Annotated in this window: 15 protein-coding genes and 1 tRNA gene; 9 read left to right on the top strand and 7 right to left on the bottom strand. The window is 65.4% G+C overall.

The window, feature by feature from the left end; all coding sequences use genetic code 11:
• Positions 1 to 31 precede the first annotated feature (31 nt).
• On the top strand, positions 32 to 2,659 hold the full coding sequence (gene alaS, locus H607_RS0104515; RefSeq protein ID WP_028874447.1) for an alanine--tRNA ligase: 2,628 nt from the start codon (positions 32 to 34) through the stop codon (positions 2,657 to 2,659).
• A gap of 51 nt (positions 2,660 to 2,710) precedes the next feature.
• Here the strand turns inward: alaS and H607_RS0104510 are convergent, their stop codons facing one another.
• The 4 genes from H607_RS0104510 to H607_RS0104495 all read right to left on the bottom strand — a co-directional run bounded on the left by H607_RS0104510 (position 2,711) and on the right by H607_RS0104495 (position 6,194).
• On the bottom strand, positions 2,711 to 4,087 hold the full coding sequence (locus tag H607_RS0104510) for a phosphomannomutase/phosphoglucomutase (protein WP_028874446.1): 1,377 nt from the start codon (positions 4,085 to 4,087) through the stop codon (positions 2,711 to 2,713).
• A 22-nt stretch (positions 4,088 to 4,109) separates the two neighbouring features.
• A complete protein-coding gene (locus H607_RS0104505; protein ID WP_051240657.1) occupies positions 4,110 to 4,325 on the bottom strand; it encodes a zinc-finger domain-containing protein in 216 nt (71 codons plus the stop codon).
• 11 nt (positions 4,326 to 4,336) lie between these two features.
• Positions 4,337 to 5,257 carry a branched-chain amino acid transaminase gene (locus tag H607_RS0104500; RefSeq protein WP_028874444.1) on the bottom strand — a complete coding sequence of 307 codons (921 nt, stop codon included), beginning with the start codon at positions 5,255 to 5,257 and terminating at the stop codon, positions 4,337 to 4,339.
• A 115-nt stretch (positions 5,258 to 5,372) separates the two neighbouring features.
• Positions 5,373 to 6,194, bottom strand: a complete 822-nt coding sequence (locus tag H607_RS0104495) for an outer membrane protein assembly factor BamD (RefSeq protein ID WP_169393588.1) — start codon at positions 6,192 to 6,194, stop codon at positions 5,373 to 5,375.
• Between H607_RS0104495 and H607_RS0104490 the strand changes: the two genes are divergently transcribed.
• The 8 genes from H607_RS0104490 (at position 6,193) to H607_RS0104455 (ending at position 14,568) form a co-directional block, all read left to right on the top strand.
• Entirely contained in the window at positions 6,193 to 7,167 is a 975-nt protein-coding gene (locus tag H607_RS0104490; RefSeq protein WP_083961953.1) for an RluA family pseudouridine synthase, read from the top strand. The two genes, H607_RS0104495 and H607_RS0104490, sit on opposite strands and share 2 nt — an antisense overlap.
• Positions 7,164 to 7,898 (top strand): peptidoglycan editing factor PgeF, encoded by a 735-nt coding sequence (gene pgeF / locus H607_RS0104485; protein ID WP_028874441.1) that lies wholly within the window; start codon positions 7,164 to 7,166, stop codon positions 7,896 to 7,898. The genes H607_RS0104490 and pgeF overlap by 4 nt, the downstream gene beginning before the upstream one ends.
• A gap of 73 nt (positions 7,899 to 7,971) precedes the next feature.
• A complete protein-coding gene (locus H607_RS11720; protein WP_051240655.1) occupies positions 7,972 to 9,675 on the top strand; it encodes a PHA/PHB synthase family protein in 1,704 nt (567 codons plus the stop codon).
• A gap of 44 nt (positions 9,676 to 9,719) precedes the next feature.
• Positions 9,720 to 10,463, top strand: coding sequence for an acetoacetyl-CoA reductase (gene phbB / locus H607_RS0104475; RefSeq protein ID WP_037989590.1), 744 nt, complete (start codon positions 9,720 to 9,722; stop codon positions 10,461 to 10,463).
• A gap of 167 nt (positions 10,464 to 10,630) precedes the next feature.
• Positions 10,631 to 11,227 carry a polyhydroxyalkanoate synthesis repressor PhaR gene (gene phaR / locus H607_RS0104470; RefSeq protein WP_028874439.1) on the top strand — a complete coding sequence of 199 codons (597 nt, stop codon included), beginning with the start codon at positions 10,631 to 10,633 and terminating at the stop codon, positions 11,225 to 11,227.
• Positions 11,217 to 12,545: a 30S ribosomal protein S12 methylthiotransferase RimO gene (gene rimO, locus H607_RS0104465; protein WP_028874438.1), complete on the top strand. Its 1,329-nt coding sequence runs from the start codon at positions 11,217 to 11,219 to the stop codon at positions 12,543 to 12,545. Before phaR ends, rimO begins: the two co-directional genes overlap by 11 nt.
• Positions 12,546 to 12,555: 10 nt before the next feature.
• Positions 12,556 to 12,627, top strand: a tRNA-Arg gene (locus H607_RS0104460).
• A 21-nt stretch (positions 12,628 to 12,648) separates the two neighbouring features.
• Positions 12,649 to 14,568, top strand: coding sequence for an ATP-binding cassette domain-containing protein (locus H607_RS0104455; RefSeq protein ID WP_028874437.1), 1,920 nt, complete (start codon positions 12,649 to 12,651; stop codon positions 14,566 to 14,568).
• A 4-nt stretch (positions 14,569 to 14,572) separates the two neighbouring features.
• On the opposite strand, the gene H607_RS11715 is transcribed toward H607_RS0104455, so the two are convergent.
• From H607_RS11715 to H607_RS11710, 3 genes are all read right to left on the bottom strand, one after another.
• Entirely contained in the window at positions 14,573 to 15,532 is a 960-nt protein-coding gene (locus tag H607_RS11715) for an HDOD domain-containing protein (RefSeq protein WP_051240654.1), read from the bottom strand.
• Between the two features lie 62 nt (positions 15,533 to 15,594).
• Positions 15,595 to 16,038 carry a 6-carboxytetrahydropterin synthase QueD gene (queD, locus tag H607_RS0104445; RefSeq protein ID WP_028874436.1) on the bottom strand — a complete coding sequence of 148 codons (444 nt, stop codon included), beginning with the start codon at positions 16,036 to 16,038 and terminating at the stop codon, positions 15,595 to 15,597.
• A gap of 95 nt (positions 16,039 to 16,133) precedes the next feature.
• Positions 16,134 to 16,472 (bottom strand): helix-turn-helix domain-containing protein, encoded by a 339-nt coding sequence (locus H607_RS11710; protein WP_051240653.1) that lies wholly within the window; start codon positions 16,470 to 16,472, stop codon positions 16,134 to 16,136.
• Positions 16,473 to 16,717: the final 245 nt, after the last annotated feature.

Raw genomic sequence — 16,717 nt, 5'->3', positions numbered from 1 at the left:
TCGCTTTTTCGCCCCATTCGACGCCCATCCCATGAAAACTTCCGACATCCGCAAAACCTTCCTCGACTTCTTCGCGAGCAAGGGGCACACGATCGTGCCCTCCAGCTCGCTCGTGCCTCAGGGTGACCCGACGCTGCTCTTCACCAACGCTGGCATGAACCAGTTCAAGAACGTTTTTCTCGGTCTGGAGGAGCGTCCCTACAAGCGTGCCACCACGGCGCAGAAATGCGTGCGCGCCGGGGGCAAGCACAACGACCTGGAAAACGTCGGCTATACCGCGCGGCACCACACCTTCTTCGAGATGCTGGGCAATTTCAGCTTCGGTGACTACTTCAAGCGTGAGGCCATCGCCTACGCTTGGGAGCTGCTCACCGAGGTTTTCAAGCTGCCGCCCGAGCGGCTGTGGGTGACGGTGTATGCCGAAGACGACGAAGCCTGGCGCATCTGGGCCGAGGAGATCGGCGTGCCGCGCGAGCGCATCGTCCGCATCGGCGACAACAAGGGGGCGCGCTACGCTTCCGATAATTTCTGGATGATGGGCGACACCGGTCCCTGCGGACCGTGCACCGAAATCTTCTACGATCACGGCCCCGAAGTGCCGGGTGGCCCGCCGGGATCGCCCGACGAGGACGGGGATCGCTACATCGAGATCTGGAACCTCGTGTTCATGCAGTACAACCGCGACGAGCAGGGCGAGATGCATCCCTTGCCCAAGCCCAGCGTCGACACCGGCATGGGGCTGGAGCGCATCGCCGCGGTGCTGCAGGGCGTGCACTCGAACTACGAGATCGACCTCTTCCAGCGGCTCATCACCGCGGCCATGGAACTCACGGGCTGCGCCGACCGCGATCAGCCCAGCCTCAAGGTGCTGGCCGACCACATCCGTGCCGCTTCCTTCCTCATTGCCGACGGGGTCATTCCCGGCAACGAGGGACGAGGCTACGTGCTGCGCCGCATCATCCGCCGCGCCATCCGCCACGGCTGGAAACTCGGCGTGCGCGCGCCTTTCTTCTACCGACTGGTGCCGGCGCTGGTGGCCGAGATGGGCGAGGCTTACCCCGAGCTCGTGGCGCGTCAAGCGGTGATCGAAGCGACGCTGAGGCAGGAGGAGGAACGCTTTTTCGGTACCATCGAGCACGGCATGTCGCTGCTGGAAGCGGTGATCGCGCAGATGCAGGCCAACGGCCAGAGTGAGCTCGACGGCGAAATCGCCTTCAAGCTGCACGACACTTACGGTTTCCCGCTGGATCTGACCGCCGACGTGCTGCGCGAGCGCGGCTTCACCGTAGACGTAGCCGGGTTCGACGCGGCCATGGCGCGGCAAAAGGCCATGGCGCGCGCCGCGGGCAAATTCAAGATGCAGGCGGTGCTCGAATACGAAGGGCCGACGACGCGCTTCGAGGGCTACGAGACCTTGGAAGACGACGGGCAGATCGTGGCGCTCTATTGCAACGGCACGCCGGTCAATGAACTCACCGAGGGCGAGGAGGGCGTGGTGGTGCTCGATCGCACGCCGTTCTACGCCGAATCGGGCGGCCAGGCGGGTGATCGCGGCGAGCTGCGCGCTCCGGACGGGATCTTCTCCGTCGAGGATACGCAGAAGATCCAGGCCGAGGTGTTCGGCCATTACGGCGTGGTGCGTACGGGGCGGCTCACGCTGGGGCAGCGCGTGCGCGCCCAGGTCGATGCCGAGGCTCGCGCCGCCACGGCACGGCACCACTCCGCCACGCACCTCTTGCACAAAGCCTTGCGTGAGGTGCTGGGGACGCACGTCGAGCAGAAAGGCTCGCTCGTCGATGCCGACCGTCTGCGCTTCGATTTTGCGCACCATCAGCCGCTCACTCAGGAAGAGATCGAGCGCATCGAATGGCTCGTCAATCGCGAGGTGCTCGCCAACGTCCCCACGCATGCCGAGGTAATGCCCCTCGAAGCGGCCAAGGCGAGCGGGGCGGTGATGCTCTTCGGCGAGAAATACGGCGAAACGGTGCGGGTGCTCACCATCGGCAGCTCCAAGGAGCTGTGCGGCGGCACGCACGTGGCGCGCACCGGCGACATCGGCCTGGTGAAGATCGTGGCCGAGAGCGCGATCGCCGCCGGCGTGCGCCGCATCGAGGCGGTCGCAGGCGAAGTGGCCCTGCGCTGGGTGCAAGGCGTGGATCGTACGCTGGAGCGGCTCGCCCAGACGCTCAAGGTGGCGCGCGAGGAAGTGCCGTCCCGCGTGGAGGCCTTGCTCGAGCAGACGCGCGAGGCGGCGCGCGAACGCGCGCGGCTCGTGCAGCGGCTCGCCCAGGCCGAGGCGGCAGCGCTTGCCGCCGCCGCGGAGACCGCGGGTGAGGCGAAACTGCTCGTGCGCCGGGTGGAGGCCGACTCGCCCGAGGCGCTGCGCGAACTCGCCGACGCGCTGCGTTCCCGCCTGCCCAAGACCGCGGTGTTGCTCGGGGCCGTAGTCGAAGGCAAGGCCGTGGTGCTCGCCGCGGTGAGCAAGGAGCTCAGCGCCCGCCTCAAGGCCGGTGACTGGGTCAAGGCCGCGGCCGAGGCGATGGGTGCGCGCGGCGGCGGTCGCCCCGAACTCGCCCAAGCCGGCGGCGGCGACCCGGCCAAGCTCGACGAGGCGCTCGGGCAGGGCAAGGCGTGGGCGCTGGAGCGGCTGCAGGGATGATCGCAGAAGCGTCGCCGGTCGGTGGCTACGGCGACGCTTTGCTGTGATCGTTCAAAACGGCAGCTCGATCCCCGGCCACACGCTCGTAAGCGCGCGGCGGAAGTCTTCCTGGATGCGGGCGAGCGCTGCGGGCGTGTCGGCCTCGAAGCGCAGCACCACCACCGGGGTGGTGTTGGAGGCGCGCGCGAGCCCGAATCCGTCGGGGTATTCGACGCGCACGCCGTCGATGGTAATGATCTCGCGCGCACCGGTGAAACCGCGATAGCCTTGCAGCCGTTCGATGAGGGCAAACGGCTCGCCTTCTTTCATTTTGACATTGAGCTCGGGCGTGGCGATGCTGTCGGGCAGCGCCTCGAGCACGGCGCTCGGATCGTCGTGCCGCGAGAGGATCTCCAGCAGGCGCGCGGCGGCATAGAGCCCGTCGTCGAAGCCGTACCAGCGATCCTTGAAGAAGACGTGGCCGCTCATCTCGCCGGCGAGCGGCGCCCCCGTCTCGCGCAGTTTCGCCTTGATGAGGGCGTGCCCAGTCTTCCACATGAGCGGCACGCCGCCGTGTGTCCGAATGACTTCGGCGAGTTTGCGTGAGCATTTGACATCGAAGAGGATCTGGGCGCCGGGATGGCGCGAGAGCACGTCGGCGGCAAAGAGCATCATCTGCCGATCGGGGAAGATGATCTTGCCGTGTTTGGTGACCACGCCCAGCCGGTCTCCGTCGCCGTCGAAGGCGAGCCCCAGCTCGGCGTCGGTGGCGGCGACGCGCTCGACGAGGTCGCGCAGGTTTTCGGGTTTGGATGGATCGGGGTGGTGGTTGGGGAAAGTGCCGTCGACTTCACAAAAGAGCGCATCGACCCGGCAGCCGAGCCGTTCGAGGAGCTCGGGGGCGAAGGCCCCGGCTACGCCGTTGCCGCAGTCGACCGCGACCTTCATGGGGCGGGCGAGTTTGACGTCGGAGGTGATGCGCGTGAAGTAGGCTTCGCGCACGTCGGCCCGGCGCAGTTGCCCAGCGCCGCTTTCCAGGTCGCCTTCGGCCAGACGCCGACGCAGATCCTGGATGAGCGGTCCGTAGAGGGTCTCGCCGGCGAGCACCATCTTGAACCCGTTGTACTGGGGCGGATTGTGGCTGCCGGTGACCGAGACGCAGGAGCGCGTGCCGAGATGCTCGGCGGCGAAATAGGTGACCGGGGTGGGAACGGCGCCGATGTCGATGACGTCCACCCCCGAGGCGAGAATCCCTTCGGCGAGCGCTGCGGCGAGCCGCGGGCCGGACAAGCGCCCGTCGCGCCCGACCACGATCGCCTCCACGCCGCGTCGGCGCGCCTCACTGCCGATGGCTCGGCCGATGGCGCGGGCGACGTCTTCGGTGAGGGTCTCATCGACGATGCCGCGGATGTCGTAGGCTTTGAAGAGGCTGGCGTCGGGAAGCGTCATCGCAGGGGGCTCGCAAAAGGGATCAGTGGTGGTGTTTGGGTAAGGGGCCTTCGAAGCGGAAGCGCCGGCTGCAGTAGGGGCAGACGGCTTCACCCTCGGCCGTGGGGTCAAGGAAGACCCGCGGGTGCAGCAGATTGACCGGCTCACCGGGAAGCGGGCAGTGCAGCGGCAGATCCTCGGCACGCACGGTGAGCTCGCGCTCCGTGCGCACGGTCTCGAGTGGATTGGAGGTACTCATCGGGGTGCTCCTCAGAGATAGGCGAGCCAGTGATCGTACTCGGGCGCGCGGCCGGAGACGATGTCGAAGAAACGCTGCTGGATGCGGGCAGTGATGGGACCGCGCTTGCCTTCGCCGATGACACGGTCGTCGAGTTCGCGGATCGGCGTGATCTCGGCGGCGGTGCCGCTGAAGAAGGCTTCGTCGGCGATGTAGATGTCGTCGCGCGTGAGCCTGCGCGACACGAAGGGGATGCCGAGTTCCTCGGCGATGCGGATCACCGTGTCGCGGGTGATGCCCGTGAGCGCCGCGGCGATCTCGGGCTCGTACAACACTCCGTCCTTGACCACGAAGAGGTTTTCCCCGGCGCCTTCGGCGACGAACCCTTGGGTGTCGAGCAGGAGCGCCTCGTCGTACCCTTGGCTGGTGGCTTCCATGTTGGCGAGGATGGAATTGGCGTAGGTGCTGGAGAGCTTGGCGCGCGGCATGGTCACGTTGACGTGCTGGCGCTGGAAGGAGGCGGTTTTGATGCGGATGCCGCGTTCCAGGCCGTCTTCGCCCAGATAGGCGCCCCAGGGCCAGGCGGCGATGGCCACGTGCACCTTGGCGCCCTTGGGCGAGACCCCCATCTTCTCCGAGCCGTAGAAGGCGATGGGGCGGATGTAGCAGGATTCGAGGTTGTTCGCGCGCACCACCTCTTTCTGCGCTTCCATGAGTTCCTCGAGCGGCCAGGGAATCGGCATCATGTAGATCTTGGCCGAATTGAGGAGCCTTTGGGTGTGCTCGCGCAGGCGAAAGATCGCCGTGCCGCGCTCGGTGGCATAGGCGCGCAAGCCTTCGAACACGGCGAGGCCATAGTGCAGCGAATGGGTGAGCACGTGGGTGGTGGCTTCACGCCAGGGCACGAGCTTGCCGTCGTACCAGATGAAGCCGTCGCGATCGGACATCGACATGGGGTTCTCCTCGGGTGGATGGGCTCGGCGCTTGCGCCGTGTAACGGCAGATTGTAGCGCAAAGCGCCGGCAGGGTAGGGCCCCGTCGCCTAGGGAAAACCCCAGTAAGGGAAACTCACCACAGCTGCCACCAAGGCTTGTCCGGGCCTTTCTTGCCCCCGTGGAAATACGCCGATTGCGGGAAATTCTGGCGCATCACCCGTTCGGCGTCGGCGCGTAGATCCTGCAGGCCGAGCTTGTCGTAGGCCTGGATGAGGATCCACAGCGCGTCTTCCTGCGCGGGAGAATCGGGAAACTCTTCGAGTACCGCCTTGGCCCGGTTGGCGGCGGCGAGATAGGCGCCACGGCGCAGATAGTAGTCGGCCACGTGTACTTCGTAGCGGGCCATGGCGTTGGTGAGATAGACCATGCGCTGGCGCGCGTCGTCGGCGTACTTGCTGTCGGGGAAGCGCTCGACGAGCTCGCGGAACGTCTCGTAGGATTCGCGCATCCCCTTGGGATCACGTTCAGAGAGATCCTGGTTGGAGATCGTCCCGAGCAGGCCGAGATCTTCGTTGAAGGTCGCCAGCCCCTTGAGGTAGTACATGTAATCGACGTTGGGGTGATTCGGGTGCAGCCGGATGAAACGGTCGGCGGCGGCGATCGCCTCTTCGGCTTCACCCGCCTTGTAGTGGGCGTAGGCCGTCTCGATCTGCGCCTGCTGCGCATAACGCCCGAAGGGATAGCGCGCTTCGAGTTTTTCGTAGAGTTCGACGGCCCGTTGATAATTTCCGTCGTTCAGGGCATCCTTGGCTTCGGAATAGAGCTTTTGCGCATTCCAGCCGCGGGTTTCATCCTCTTTTTCGGGGATGAGGCTGCAGCCGGTGAGCGTGAGCGAAAGGGCGAGGAAGAGCGCGGTGAGCGAACGCAGGATCATGGTAGATGACGATCGGGGCATGAGTGACTCGGTGACCGATTATAAGGCGGAATGGGATGGGGACGACGATGACGCGATCACGGTCGAAGAAGAGATGCGCTTCGTGCCGGTCGCGCTCGCGGGCGAGCGGCTCGATCGCGTCGCCGCGGTGCTGTGGCCGGAGCATTCGCGTTCGCGTCTGCAGGCATGGATCGAGGCCGGCTGGCTGACCGTAGACGGAATGCCCGCCGACTCGGTGCGCCGCCGGTTGGCAGGGGGCGAACGCCTGACGTTGAATCTGCCACCTTTCGTGCCCGGAGAAACGCCACGAGCGCAAACGATGCCATTGTCTCTCCTTCATGCCGATGAATCGATTTTCGTCATTGACAAGCCGGCGGGTCTGGTGGTTCATCCCGGAGCGGGAAATCTCGAGGGGACCTTGCTCAACGGACTACTCGCGCTCGATTCCGGCCTGGCCGCGGTGCCGCGCGCCGGTATCGTGCATCGGCTCGACAAGGACACGAGCGGCCTCATGGTGGTGGCCCGCACGCTGGAAGCGCAGACCGCCCTGGTGCGCCAGCTGCAGGCGCGCACCGTACACCGCGAATATTGGGCGGTGGTGGCGGGGCGCCTCGGGCGATCCGGCACGGTGGACGCGCCGATCGGACGGCATCCGCGCGCGCGCACCCGCATGGCGGTCGTGCCACAGGGCAAGCCCGCGGTGACCCATTATCGCCCGCTGGAAGTCTTTGCCGATGCCACGCTCGTCGAGTGCCGCTTGGAAACCGGACGCACGCACCAGATCCGAGTGCATCTGGCTCATCTCGGCTTCCCTCTCTTGGGAGACCCTCTCTACGCCCCACGAGCGGTGGCGGCGCGTTTTTCCCGCCAAGCGCTACATGCCCGCTGCCTCTCGCTCGTGCATCCCGCAAGCGGCGAGCCATGCCATTGGGAATCGCCCCTGCCCGAGGACATGACCCGGCTGCTCGAGACCTTGCGGGGAGAGAAGCGATGATCCGCCTCATCCACTGGCCGGAAGCGCCGCGCAACGTGGTGCTGCGGCTCACCGACCGCGAGGGCGGGGTGAGCCGGCAGCCGTATGCCACGTTCAACCTGGCCACGCACGTGGGGGACGATCCGACGGCGGTGGCGGAGAACCGCCTGCGCCTTGCTCGCCTCCTTCCCGCCATGCCGTTGTGGCTCGACCAGGTGCATGGGACGCGCGTCTTCGATGTCGATCGCGAAGCCAGGGAGGAAATGCCACCACGGGCCGATGCGGCAGTCACCACGAAATCCTGCGTGCCGCTGGCCGTGCTGGTGGCTGATTGCCTGCCGGTGGCCTTTGCCGCTTGCGACGGTACCCGGGTGGCGGTGGCGCATGCCGGCTGGCGCGGGCTCGCCGGCGGGGTGCTGGAAGCGGTGGCGGCGCATTTCCCGCGCCGAAGTTTCGTTGCCTGGATCGGACCGGGAATCGGCGCGGCGCACTACGAGGTAGGGGAGGAGGTGCGTCGAGCTTTTGTCGACCAGACCCCGTCGCTTGCCCGATTTTTCACCCCCGGCCGCGACGTGGCGCACTGGTATGCCGATCTGGCCGGCATCGCCCGGGCGAAGCTGCTCGCCGCGGGGGCGGCCGCGGTCAGGTCGAGTGGTATATGTACTTTTCATGAAAAGGCGTTCTATTCCTACCGCCGGGAAGGAGGGAGTACCGGCCGCTTCGCTTTGTGCCTCTGGCGCACCTCAGGGTAAATGACGCATGCTGCAGTGCATGATTGTCGTCATGAACCTTTCGTGCCACAATGAATTCGATCGAGGAGAAAAAATGACGTCTTTCCCCAACCCCCCCGGCGCCCCGCTACCTCCGGGGCATCCCCTGCAATGGTGGCAGCAATCTTGGCAGCTCATGGCGCGTGACCCGGACAAGCTGCGGCAGTGGCAGCAGCAGTGGCTCGCCCAGCACGCCCAGCTGTGGGATCGGCTGCTGCACCGCCAGCCGGGCGAAGCCGCCGAGCCGGTGGTGCCCCAGGTGCGCAGCGACAAGCGTTTCTCCTCGCCCGCGTGGCAGGAGAGCCCCATTTTCGACTATCTGCGCCAGGCCTACTGGATCAACGCGCAGATGCTCACCCGCTGGGTGGAAGAGAGCGACTTTCCCGACGGCAAGACCAAGGCGCGGGCGCGTTTCCTCGTGCGCCAGATCGTCGATGCGCTCGCCCCGTCGAACTTCGCCGCCACCAATCCGGAATTCATCCGCCAGGCGCTCGAAACGCAGGGCGAGAGCATTCGCCGCGGCATCGCCAACCTCCTCGAAGACCTGCACAAGGGTCGCATCTCGATGACCGACGAGTCCGCCTTCGAGGTCGGGCGCAATCTCGCGGTCACGCCGGGTGCGGTGATCGCCGAAAATCCCCTCATGCAGCTCATCCAATACGCGCCGCTCACGGAGAAAGTGGGCGAGCGTCCGCTCCTCATCGTTCCGCCCAACATCAACAAGTTCTACATCCTCGACCTTCAGCCGGAAAATTCCCTCGTGCGTTTCGCCCTGGAGCAGGGGCACACCGTCTTCCTGATCTCGTGGAAAAATCCCGGCCTCACCGAGGCGCACTACGGCTGGGACGATTACCTGGAACTGGGGCCGCTGCAGGCGCTACAGATCGTGCGCGAGGTCACCGGCGTGTCCGATCCCAACGCGTTGGGGTTTTGCGTCGGCGGTACGATCCTCTCCTGTGCCTTGGCGGTGGCGCGTGCCCGCGGCGAGACGCCCGTGCGCAGTCTCACGCTCATGACGACCCTGCTCGATTTTGCCGAGAGTGGCGAGCTGGGCTGCCTGGTGGACGAAGCGAGTGTCACCGCGCGCGAGGCGGCGATCGGCAAGGGCGGATTGATGCTGGGCTCGGAACTGGCCAATACCTTCTCGGCGCTGCGCGCCAACGACCTCGTCTGGAATTACGTGGTCAACAACTATCTCAAGGGTGAGGCGCCCAAACCCTTCGATCTACTCTACTGGAACAGCGACAGCACCAACCTGCCCGGGCCGTTCGTCACCTACTACCTGCGCAACATGTATCTCGAGAACAATCTGCGCGTACCCAACAAATTGACGATGCTCGGCCAGCCGGTGAGCCTCACCCGCCTCGACATGCCGGCCTACGTGATGGCGGCACGCGAAGACCACATCGTGCCCTGGCGCGGCGCTTATCTCTCGCAACACTTGCTCGGCGGCCCGCGCCGTTTCGTGCTCGGGGCGAGCGGCCACATCGCCGGCGCCATCAACCCGGCAAGCAAGAATCGCCGCAGTTACTGGACCAACGAATCCCTGCCCGAGGAGCCCGAAGCGTGGTTGTCCGCGGCGCAGGAGCAGCCCGGCAGCTGGTGGCGGGACTGGGCACGCTGGCTGGAATCGTACAAGGGCAAGCTCGTGCCGGCACGCACCGCCCTGGGCAACGATCGCTACCGCCCGATCGAGCCGGCCCCGGGCCACTACGTGAAAGAGCCGGCGTTGCCACTCGTGCGCGAACCCGTTGTGTAACCCTGCCGCCGCAAGCGGCGCCATCGAAGAAGAGGAGAAGGGAAATGACGACTCGCATCGCATTGGTCACAGGAGGCATGGGGGGGCTCGGCGAGGCGATCTGCATCAAGCTCGCCCAGCTGGGCTATCGCGTCGTCACCACGCATTCGCTCAACAACAAGAACGCGCCGCAGTGGCTCGCCGACATGAAGGCCAAGGGGTTCGACTTCGCCGCCTATCCGGTGGATGTCGCCGACTTCGACTCCTGCAAGGCGTGCGTCGAGAAAATCGTGCAGGAAGTCGGCCCGGTGGACGTGCTCGTCAATAACGCCGGTATCACCCGCGACATGACCTTGCGCAAGATGACCAAGGCCGACTGGGACGCGGTGCTGCGCACCAACCTCGACAGCGTCTTCAATATGACCAAGCAGGTCATCGACGGCATGGTCGAGCGCAAGTGGGGGCGCATCATCAACATCTCTTCGGTCAACGGCCAGAAAGGCGCCTTCGGTCAAACCAACTATGCCGCGGCCAAGGCCGGGATGCACGGTTTCACCAAGTCGCTGGCGCTCGAAGTGGCGCGCTATGGCGTCACCGTCAATACCGTCTCGCCGGGCTACATCGGTACCAAGATGGTGCTCGCCATTCCGCAAGAGATCCTGGAATCCAAGATCCTGCCGCAGATCCCCATGGGGCGTCTGGGCAAGCCCGAGGAAATCGCCGGGCTGGTGGCCTACATCGCCTCCGAGGAGGCCGCCTACATGACGGGAGCGAACATTGCCATCAATGGCGGACAACATATGTACTGAGGATCGGCGTCTCTCTCATCGGAAGAGGGGCTATGACCCTGGGGTCTGCAGGGACGACGCCTTGTTGGCGCCACCCTGCAGACCTTGCATTTTTCGGCCGCGGGGAACCTCTGCCTTTTGCTACGGTATAATGCTTCATCGCCACCTCCTTGTGGGAAAGATCGGCAATGACCGATGCGCAGCAAATCCGCCTGATCAAGAAGTACCCCAATCGCCGTTTGTACGATACCACCAGTAGCACCTACATTACGATGGGTGACGTGAAGAATCTCGTGCTCTCGCACGAGCCTTTCCGTATCGTCGACGCGAAGACGGGGGAAGATCTCACGCGCAGCGTGCTGCTGCAGATCATCCTAGAGGAAGAGGCCTGCGGCCAGCCCCTTTTTTCTTCGGAGCTGCTCGCGCAGATCATCCGTTTCTACGGTCAGGCATCGCAAAACCTGATGGGGCGCTATCTGGAAAACAGCATCGCGGCCTTCGTCGAGATGCAGAACAAGTTCCAAGAGCAGCTGCGCTCGCTCTACGGCGACAACGCGCCGCTCGGCACCGACTGGATGGCGCAGTTTCTCTCTTTGCAGACGCCAGCGCTACAGTCCATGATGAACGCCTATCTCGAACAATCGCGCCAGCTCCTCACCCAGATGCAGCAACAGGCGGAGCATCAAACGCGCGGTCTGTTCGGCGCCATGTTCCCCACTTTTCGCCCACAATCGGACGCTACGGAACACGATTCAAGTTCGGCGACCAATCCCCATGAACCGTGATTTTTCTGCTCCCCGAGTGGGCATGGTCAGCCTGGGCTGCCCCAAGGCCACTGTCGACAGCGAACGCATCCTCACCCGCCTGCGCGCCGAGGGGTATGCGCTCAGCTCCGACTACGAGGGGGCGGATCTCGTCATCGTCAATACCTGCGGTTTCATCGACGCGGCCGTGGAAGAATCGCTGCAGGCGATCGGTGAAGCGCTGGCGGAGAATGGCAAGGTCATCGTCACCGGCTGCTTGGGCGCCCGGCCGCAGCGCATCCTCGAAGAATTCCCTCAGGTGCTGGCGATCACCGGCCCCCATGCCGACGGCGAAGTGCTCGATCTGGTGCACCGCCATCTGCCCAAGCCGCACGATCCGTTCACCGATCTCGTCCCCCCGCAGGGTCTGCGGCTCACCCCGCCGCACTACGCTTATCTGAAGATCTCCGAGGGCTGCAACCACCGCTGTACGTTCTGCATCATCCCCTCTCTGCGCGGCGATCTCGTCAGTCGTCCCATCCACGAGATCATGGCCGAGGCCGAAGCGCTGGTGGACTCTGGCGTCAAGGAAATCCTCGTCGTGTCGCAGGACACCGCCGCCTACGGGGTCGATCTCAAGTACCGTACGGGTTTCGTCGACGGCCGGCCGGTGCGCCAGCGTCTCACCGAGCTCGCCCGTCTGCTGGGAGAGCTCGGTGTGTGGATCCGGCTGCACTACGTCTATCCCTATCCGAGCGTGGACGAGCTCATCCCGCTCATGGCCGAGGGCAGGATCCTGCCGTATCTCGACGTCCCGTTCCAGCACGCCAGCCCCCGCATCCTCAAGGCGATGCAGCGGCCGGCGGCGACCGAACGCGTGCTCGAGCGCATCCGCCGTTGGCGCGAGATCTGTCCCGACCTGACGATCCGCTCGACCTTCATCACCGGCTTTCCCGGCGAAACCGAGGAAGATTTCGACCTGCTACTGCAATTTCTCGAAGAAGCGCAGCTCGACCGCGTCGGCGCCTTCGCCTATTCCCCCGTCGAGGGCGCAGCAGCCAATGCACTGCCCAATGCCGTACCCGAGGAAGTGCGCGAAGAGCGGCGCGTGCGCCTGCTGCAGTGGCAGGAGGACATCTCCACCCAGCGGCTGGAGCGCTGGATCGGGCGCCGGATCACGGTGCTGGTGGAAGAGGTCGACGAAGAGGGGGCGCTCGCGCGCTCCAGTGCCGATGCGCCCGAGATCGATGGCCTCGTCATCATCCCCAACGGCGAGGACTTGCAGCCGGGCGAATTCGCCGAGGTCCTCGTCACCGACTGCGACGTGCACGACCTCTACGCGGAAGTGCCCTCGCGCTGAATCATTCCGTCTCCCCGTAGTTCAATGGATAGAACGAGCGCCTCCTAAGCGCTAGATCCAGGTTCGATTCCTGGCGGGGGGACTCCCTTTCAAGGTTTTTGTCATGCCAGTGCTCCGTCTCGACGACGCCCATCTCGCGTTTGGTCACGTTCCCCTACTCGACGCCGCGTCCTTTCAGCTCGACGAGGGTGAGCGGGTGGTGCTGATCGGGCGCAACGGTGCGGGCAAATCCAGCCTGCTGCGCGTGCTCGCGGGCGAGCAGCCGCTCGACGACGGGCTCGTGTGGCGACAGCCGGGTCTGCGTCTGGCCTACGTGCCGCAGGAAGCGGACTTCCCGCCGCAGGCCACGGTGGCCGAGGTGCTCACCGAGGGGCTGGGCGAGGCGGCCGGGCTGCTGCGTCGTTTCCAGGAGCTGTCGCGCCTGGTGGCGACTTCACCCGAGCCGACACTCCTGGCTGAACTCGACGCCGTCCAGCATCGGCTGGAGCGGGAAGGCGGCTGGCAATGGCAGCACCGCATCGACGCCGCGCTCGCGGCGCTGGGGCTGGAGGCCGAGGCGCGCATCGCGGCGCTTTCGGGCGGCGGGGTGAAACGCGTGGCGCTTGCCCGCGCCCTGGTGGCCGAGCCGGAAGTGCTGCTGCTCGACGAGCCGACCAACCACCTCGACATCGCCGCGATCGAGCGGCTGGAGCAGATGCTGCTCACCTTTCGCGGCAGTGTCGTGCTGGTGACGCACGACCGGGCTCTGGTCGATCGGGTCGCCACCCGCATCGTCGAACTCGATCGGGGGCGGCTGGCGAGCTTTCCCGGGTCGTTCGCCGAGTACGAACGGCGCAAGGCCGAGCAACTCGCGGCCGAGGCTCAGGAACAGGCGCGTTTCGACAAGTTCCACGCCCAGGAAGAGGCCTGGATCCGCAAAGGGGTGGAGGCGCGGCGTACGCGCAACGAGGGTAGGGTGCGGCGGCTGGAGCGCCTGCGCGAAGAACGCGAGGCGCGCCGCGAGCGGCTGGGGCGGGTGCGTCTGCAGCTCGATGCAGGGGAGCAGAGCGGACGACTGGTGGCCGAACTCGTGGGGGTGACGAAATCCTGGGGCGAGAAGACGGTGGTGCGCGATTTTTCCACCACCATCCTGCGGGGCGATCGCATCGGCCTCATCGGTCCCAATGGCGCGGGCAAGACGACTTTGCTCAAACTCATTCTGGGCGAGATCGAACCCGACGCGGGGCTGGTGCGTCACGGCACGCGCCGCAACGTCGCCTATTTCGATCAGATGCGCGCCCAGCTCGATCCCGAGGCGCGGCTGATCGACGTCGTCAGCCCCGGTTCGGATACGGTGGAGATCGCCGGCCAGCGGCGCCACGTCGTCGGTTACCTCGAAGACTTCCTCTTCTCGCCGCAGCGGGCGCGTTCGCCGGTGAAGACGCTCTCGGGCGGGGAGCGCAACCGGCTGTTGCTCGCGCGCCTCTTCGCCCAGCCGGCCAACCTGCTGGTGCTCGACGAACCGACCAACGACCTCGATCTCGACACGCTGGAACTCCTGGAGGAGCGGCTTCTCGCCTATCCGGGAACCTTGCTGCTGGTGAGCCACGACCGGCGCTTCCTCGACAACGTGGTCACGCAGGTGATCGCCTCGACCGGTGACGGGCGCTGGGAAGAGTGCGTCGGCGGCTACAGCGACTGGCTGCGGCTGAAGGGAGAGGCCGCGTCGGCATCCGCGGCGACGGGTCCGACCAAGGCGCCCGTCAAAGCCAAGATCGCCGCAGCGGAGGAACCCCGGTCTTCCCGGCCGCGGCGGCTGTCGTATCGCGAACGCCAGGAGCTGGAGGCGCTGCCGCAGAGGATCGAAGCCTTGGAAGCGGAGCAGGCGGCGCTCGCCGAGGTGCTCGCCGATCCGAGTCTCTACAGCGAGCGGGCGCAGGAAGTGGCCGGCCTGAAGGCGCGGCTCACGGCGGTGGAGGAAGAGATCGAAACCTTGCTCGAACGCTGGTCGGAGCTGGAAGCGCTCGCCGCGGGCGAGGGGTGAGCGTTCATTCGCCGCCGGAAGGACCGGCCATGTCCGCCGATCCGGCGGCCGAAGCGCCGGCTGCCACCTCGCTGCCCGTTTGAGCAGGCGGCGCGATCTCGCCGGTAGGGGAGAGTAGCCGCGCCATCGCCTCTTCCGGCGCGCCGAGCTGCTTGAGCAGGATCTCGCGATTGACGTGCACCAGTTCCTGGATGGCGTCGAGGTCGGCCGGGATGCGCGGATCGTTCCAGCCGTGGGCGAGGTGGCGCGCAAGCCGCGTGGCGAGCCATACCGTGCGCGTGCGCGGATTCTCCAGGTGGTGGTCGTCGAGCAGCTTTTTCAGGATCTCGGGTAGTTCCAGCGCGTCGATGAGGCCGTTGCGGATCTCGACTTCGGTGGCGTTGAACACCTTGCGCTGCAGCTGCTCGAGCGGAATGGCAGGGTAGGTGCGGCGCAGGCGGATGAGCAGCGACATGAGCCGGGGCGCGTAGAGCCACATCAGGACTTCGGTGATGTCGTGCAACAGCGCCGCGACCACCACTTCCGAGACTTCGATGTCGCGGCGCAGCAGCGCCCATTCACGGGCGAAACGCGCCGCGCGCCGCAGCCGGGCGATGAGCCGCAGCAGCATGGTGAGCTCGTCGGGCAGGTCGGCGAGTTCTTCTTCCACCAGCGCCATGCGGTCGCATTCGGCGTAGAAGGCGCGGATGCCCAGCATGAGGAGGATGCGGTCGATGGTGGTGAGCTCGCGCGTGCGCAGGTCGGGAGGGCGGCGTTTTTGCAGTGTCACCATCAGGCGCAGCGTGAGCAGCGGGTCTTGCAGTACGACCTGAGAGAGGACATGGGCATTGAGCGTTTCCGCGGTGGGGCGCAGTTCCTCGAGGCGGCGCTTGGTATGCCTGAGGATGGGGACCTTGTCGGCGCGCTCGGCGAAGAAGCGGATCCAGGCGGCCGCATCCGGTAGCGGGTGTTCGAGTCGTTCCATCGCCTTTCTCCGGCCGGGAATGCCCCGATTATCCCCAGCGACGGGACCTTTGCCAAGTGACTTCAATCGTCGGGATAATCCGCCCAACAGTTGGGCGTCTCGTAGAGGCGCACCCGGCGCAGCCGCAGCCGCTCGCCGTAGGCGGCCTGAAAGCGAGGCGCGAGGAGCATGAACGCGATGCGAGCGAGGTTTTCGGCGGTGGGAACGGCATCGAGCACGACCGTCCGGTGTCCGGGAATGTGCTCGAGAATCGAACGCACCACGGCGTCGTTGCGATGCACGAGGAAGGCGTGATCCCAGGGATCGACCACCGTCTCGTGCACGAGCGTCTTGAGGGCGGAGAAATCGAGCACCATTCCCTCGTCGCTGCGTCCGGCTTCGGCGATGGTCTCACCGGTGAGCGTGACTTCGAGCGCATAGCGATGGCCGTGTAAATGGCGGCAACGGCTAGCATGATTGGGGATGCGGTGCCCGGCGTCGAATTCGAAGCGGCGGGTGATCTGCATGGGGGGATTCTAGCGGAAAAAAACCGCCGCGGCTTGCGAGGCGCAAGGTCGCGGCGGTTGCCGTGATCCCGTCGATCGCGGCCGAGCCGAGTGGCTCAGTCTTCCACCGTTTCGACTTCTTCGACGGGGGCAGAGGTCTTTCCCTGGTTTTTCAGCCAGGCGCGCGCTTCTTTTTTGAGCTCTTTGAAGCGCTCGGCATCGGTCGCCTTGAGGTATTGTGCGACTTCCCAATCTTCCCGCTTGATCCTGTTCACGTCGATCTGCTCGACGTGGACCAGGCGCAGCAGCGCTTGCACGGGACGGGGAATGTTGCGCCCGCTCTCGTAGCGCGAACCGCCGCTCTGGGTGACGCCGAGCTTGGACCAGAATTGGGATTGGTTGAGGCCGAGTTTCTTGCGCAATTCGCGGATGTCGCCGCCAGTGAGGTTTTTCATCGAGGTTCGCTCCATTACTCGTGGATAGGAGATCATGCATCGCTCATGTCGTGCCTGAGCGAGGCATAATCATATAACGAGGCAACTTGTAAGACAACCATTTTTCGATAGCGAAAACGAATTTTTTGTATCGCTCTTTATCATCGCTGCGAACGTGCCGTAACAGAAGGTTGTGAGGTATTCGTCGCATGGCGTGAACGCTCGATCGTTGATAGAATTCGAAGTTTCAGGTCGTTTCCGAGGGG

This window comes from Tepidiphilus margaritifer DSM 15129 (assembly GCF_000425565.1).
GTDB classification, from domain to species: Bacteria; Pseudomonadota; Gammaproteobacteria; order Burkholderiales; family Rhodocyclaceae; genus Tepidiphilus; species Tepidiphilus margaritifer.
The sequence above is the reverse complement of the archived record's forward strand: the minus strand, read 5'-3'. Positions and strand labels throughout refer to the sequence as shown.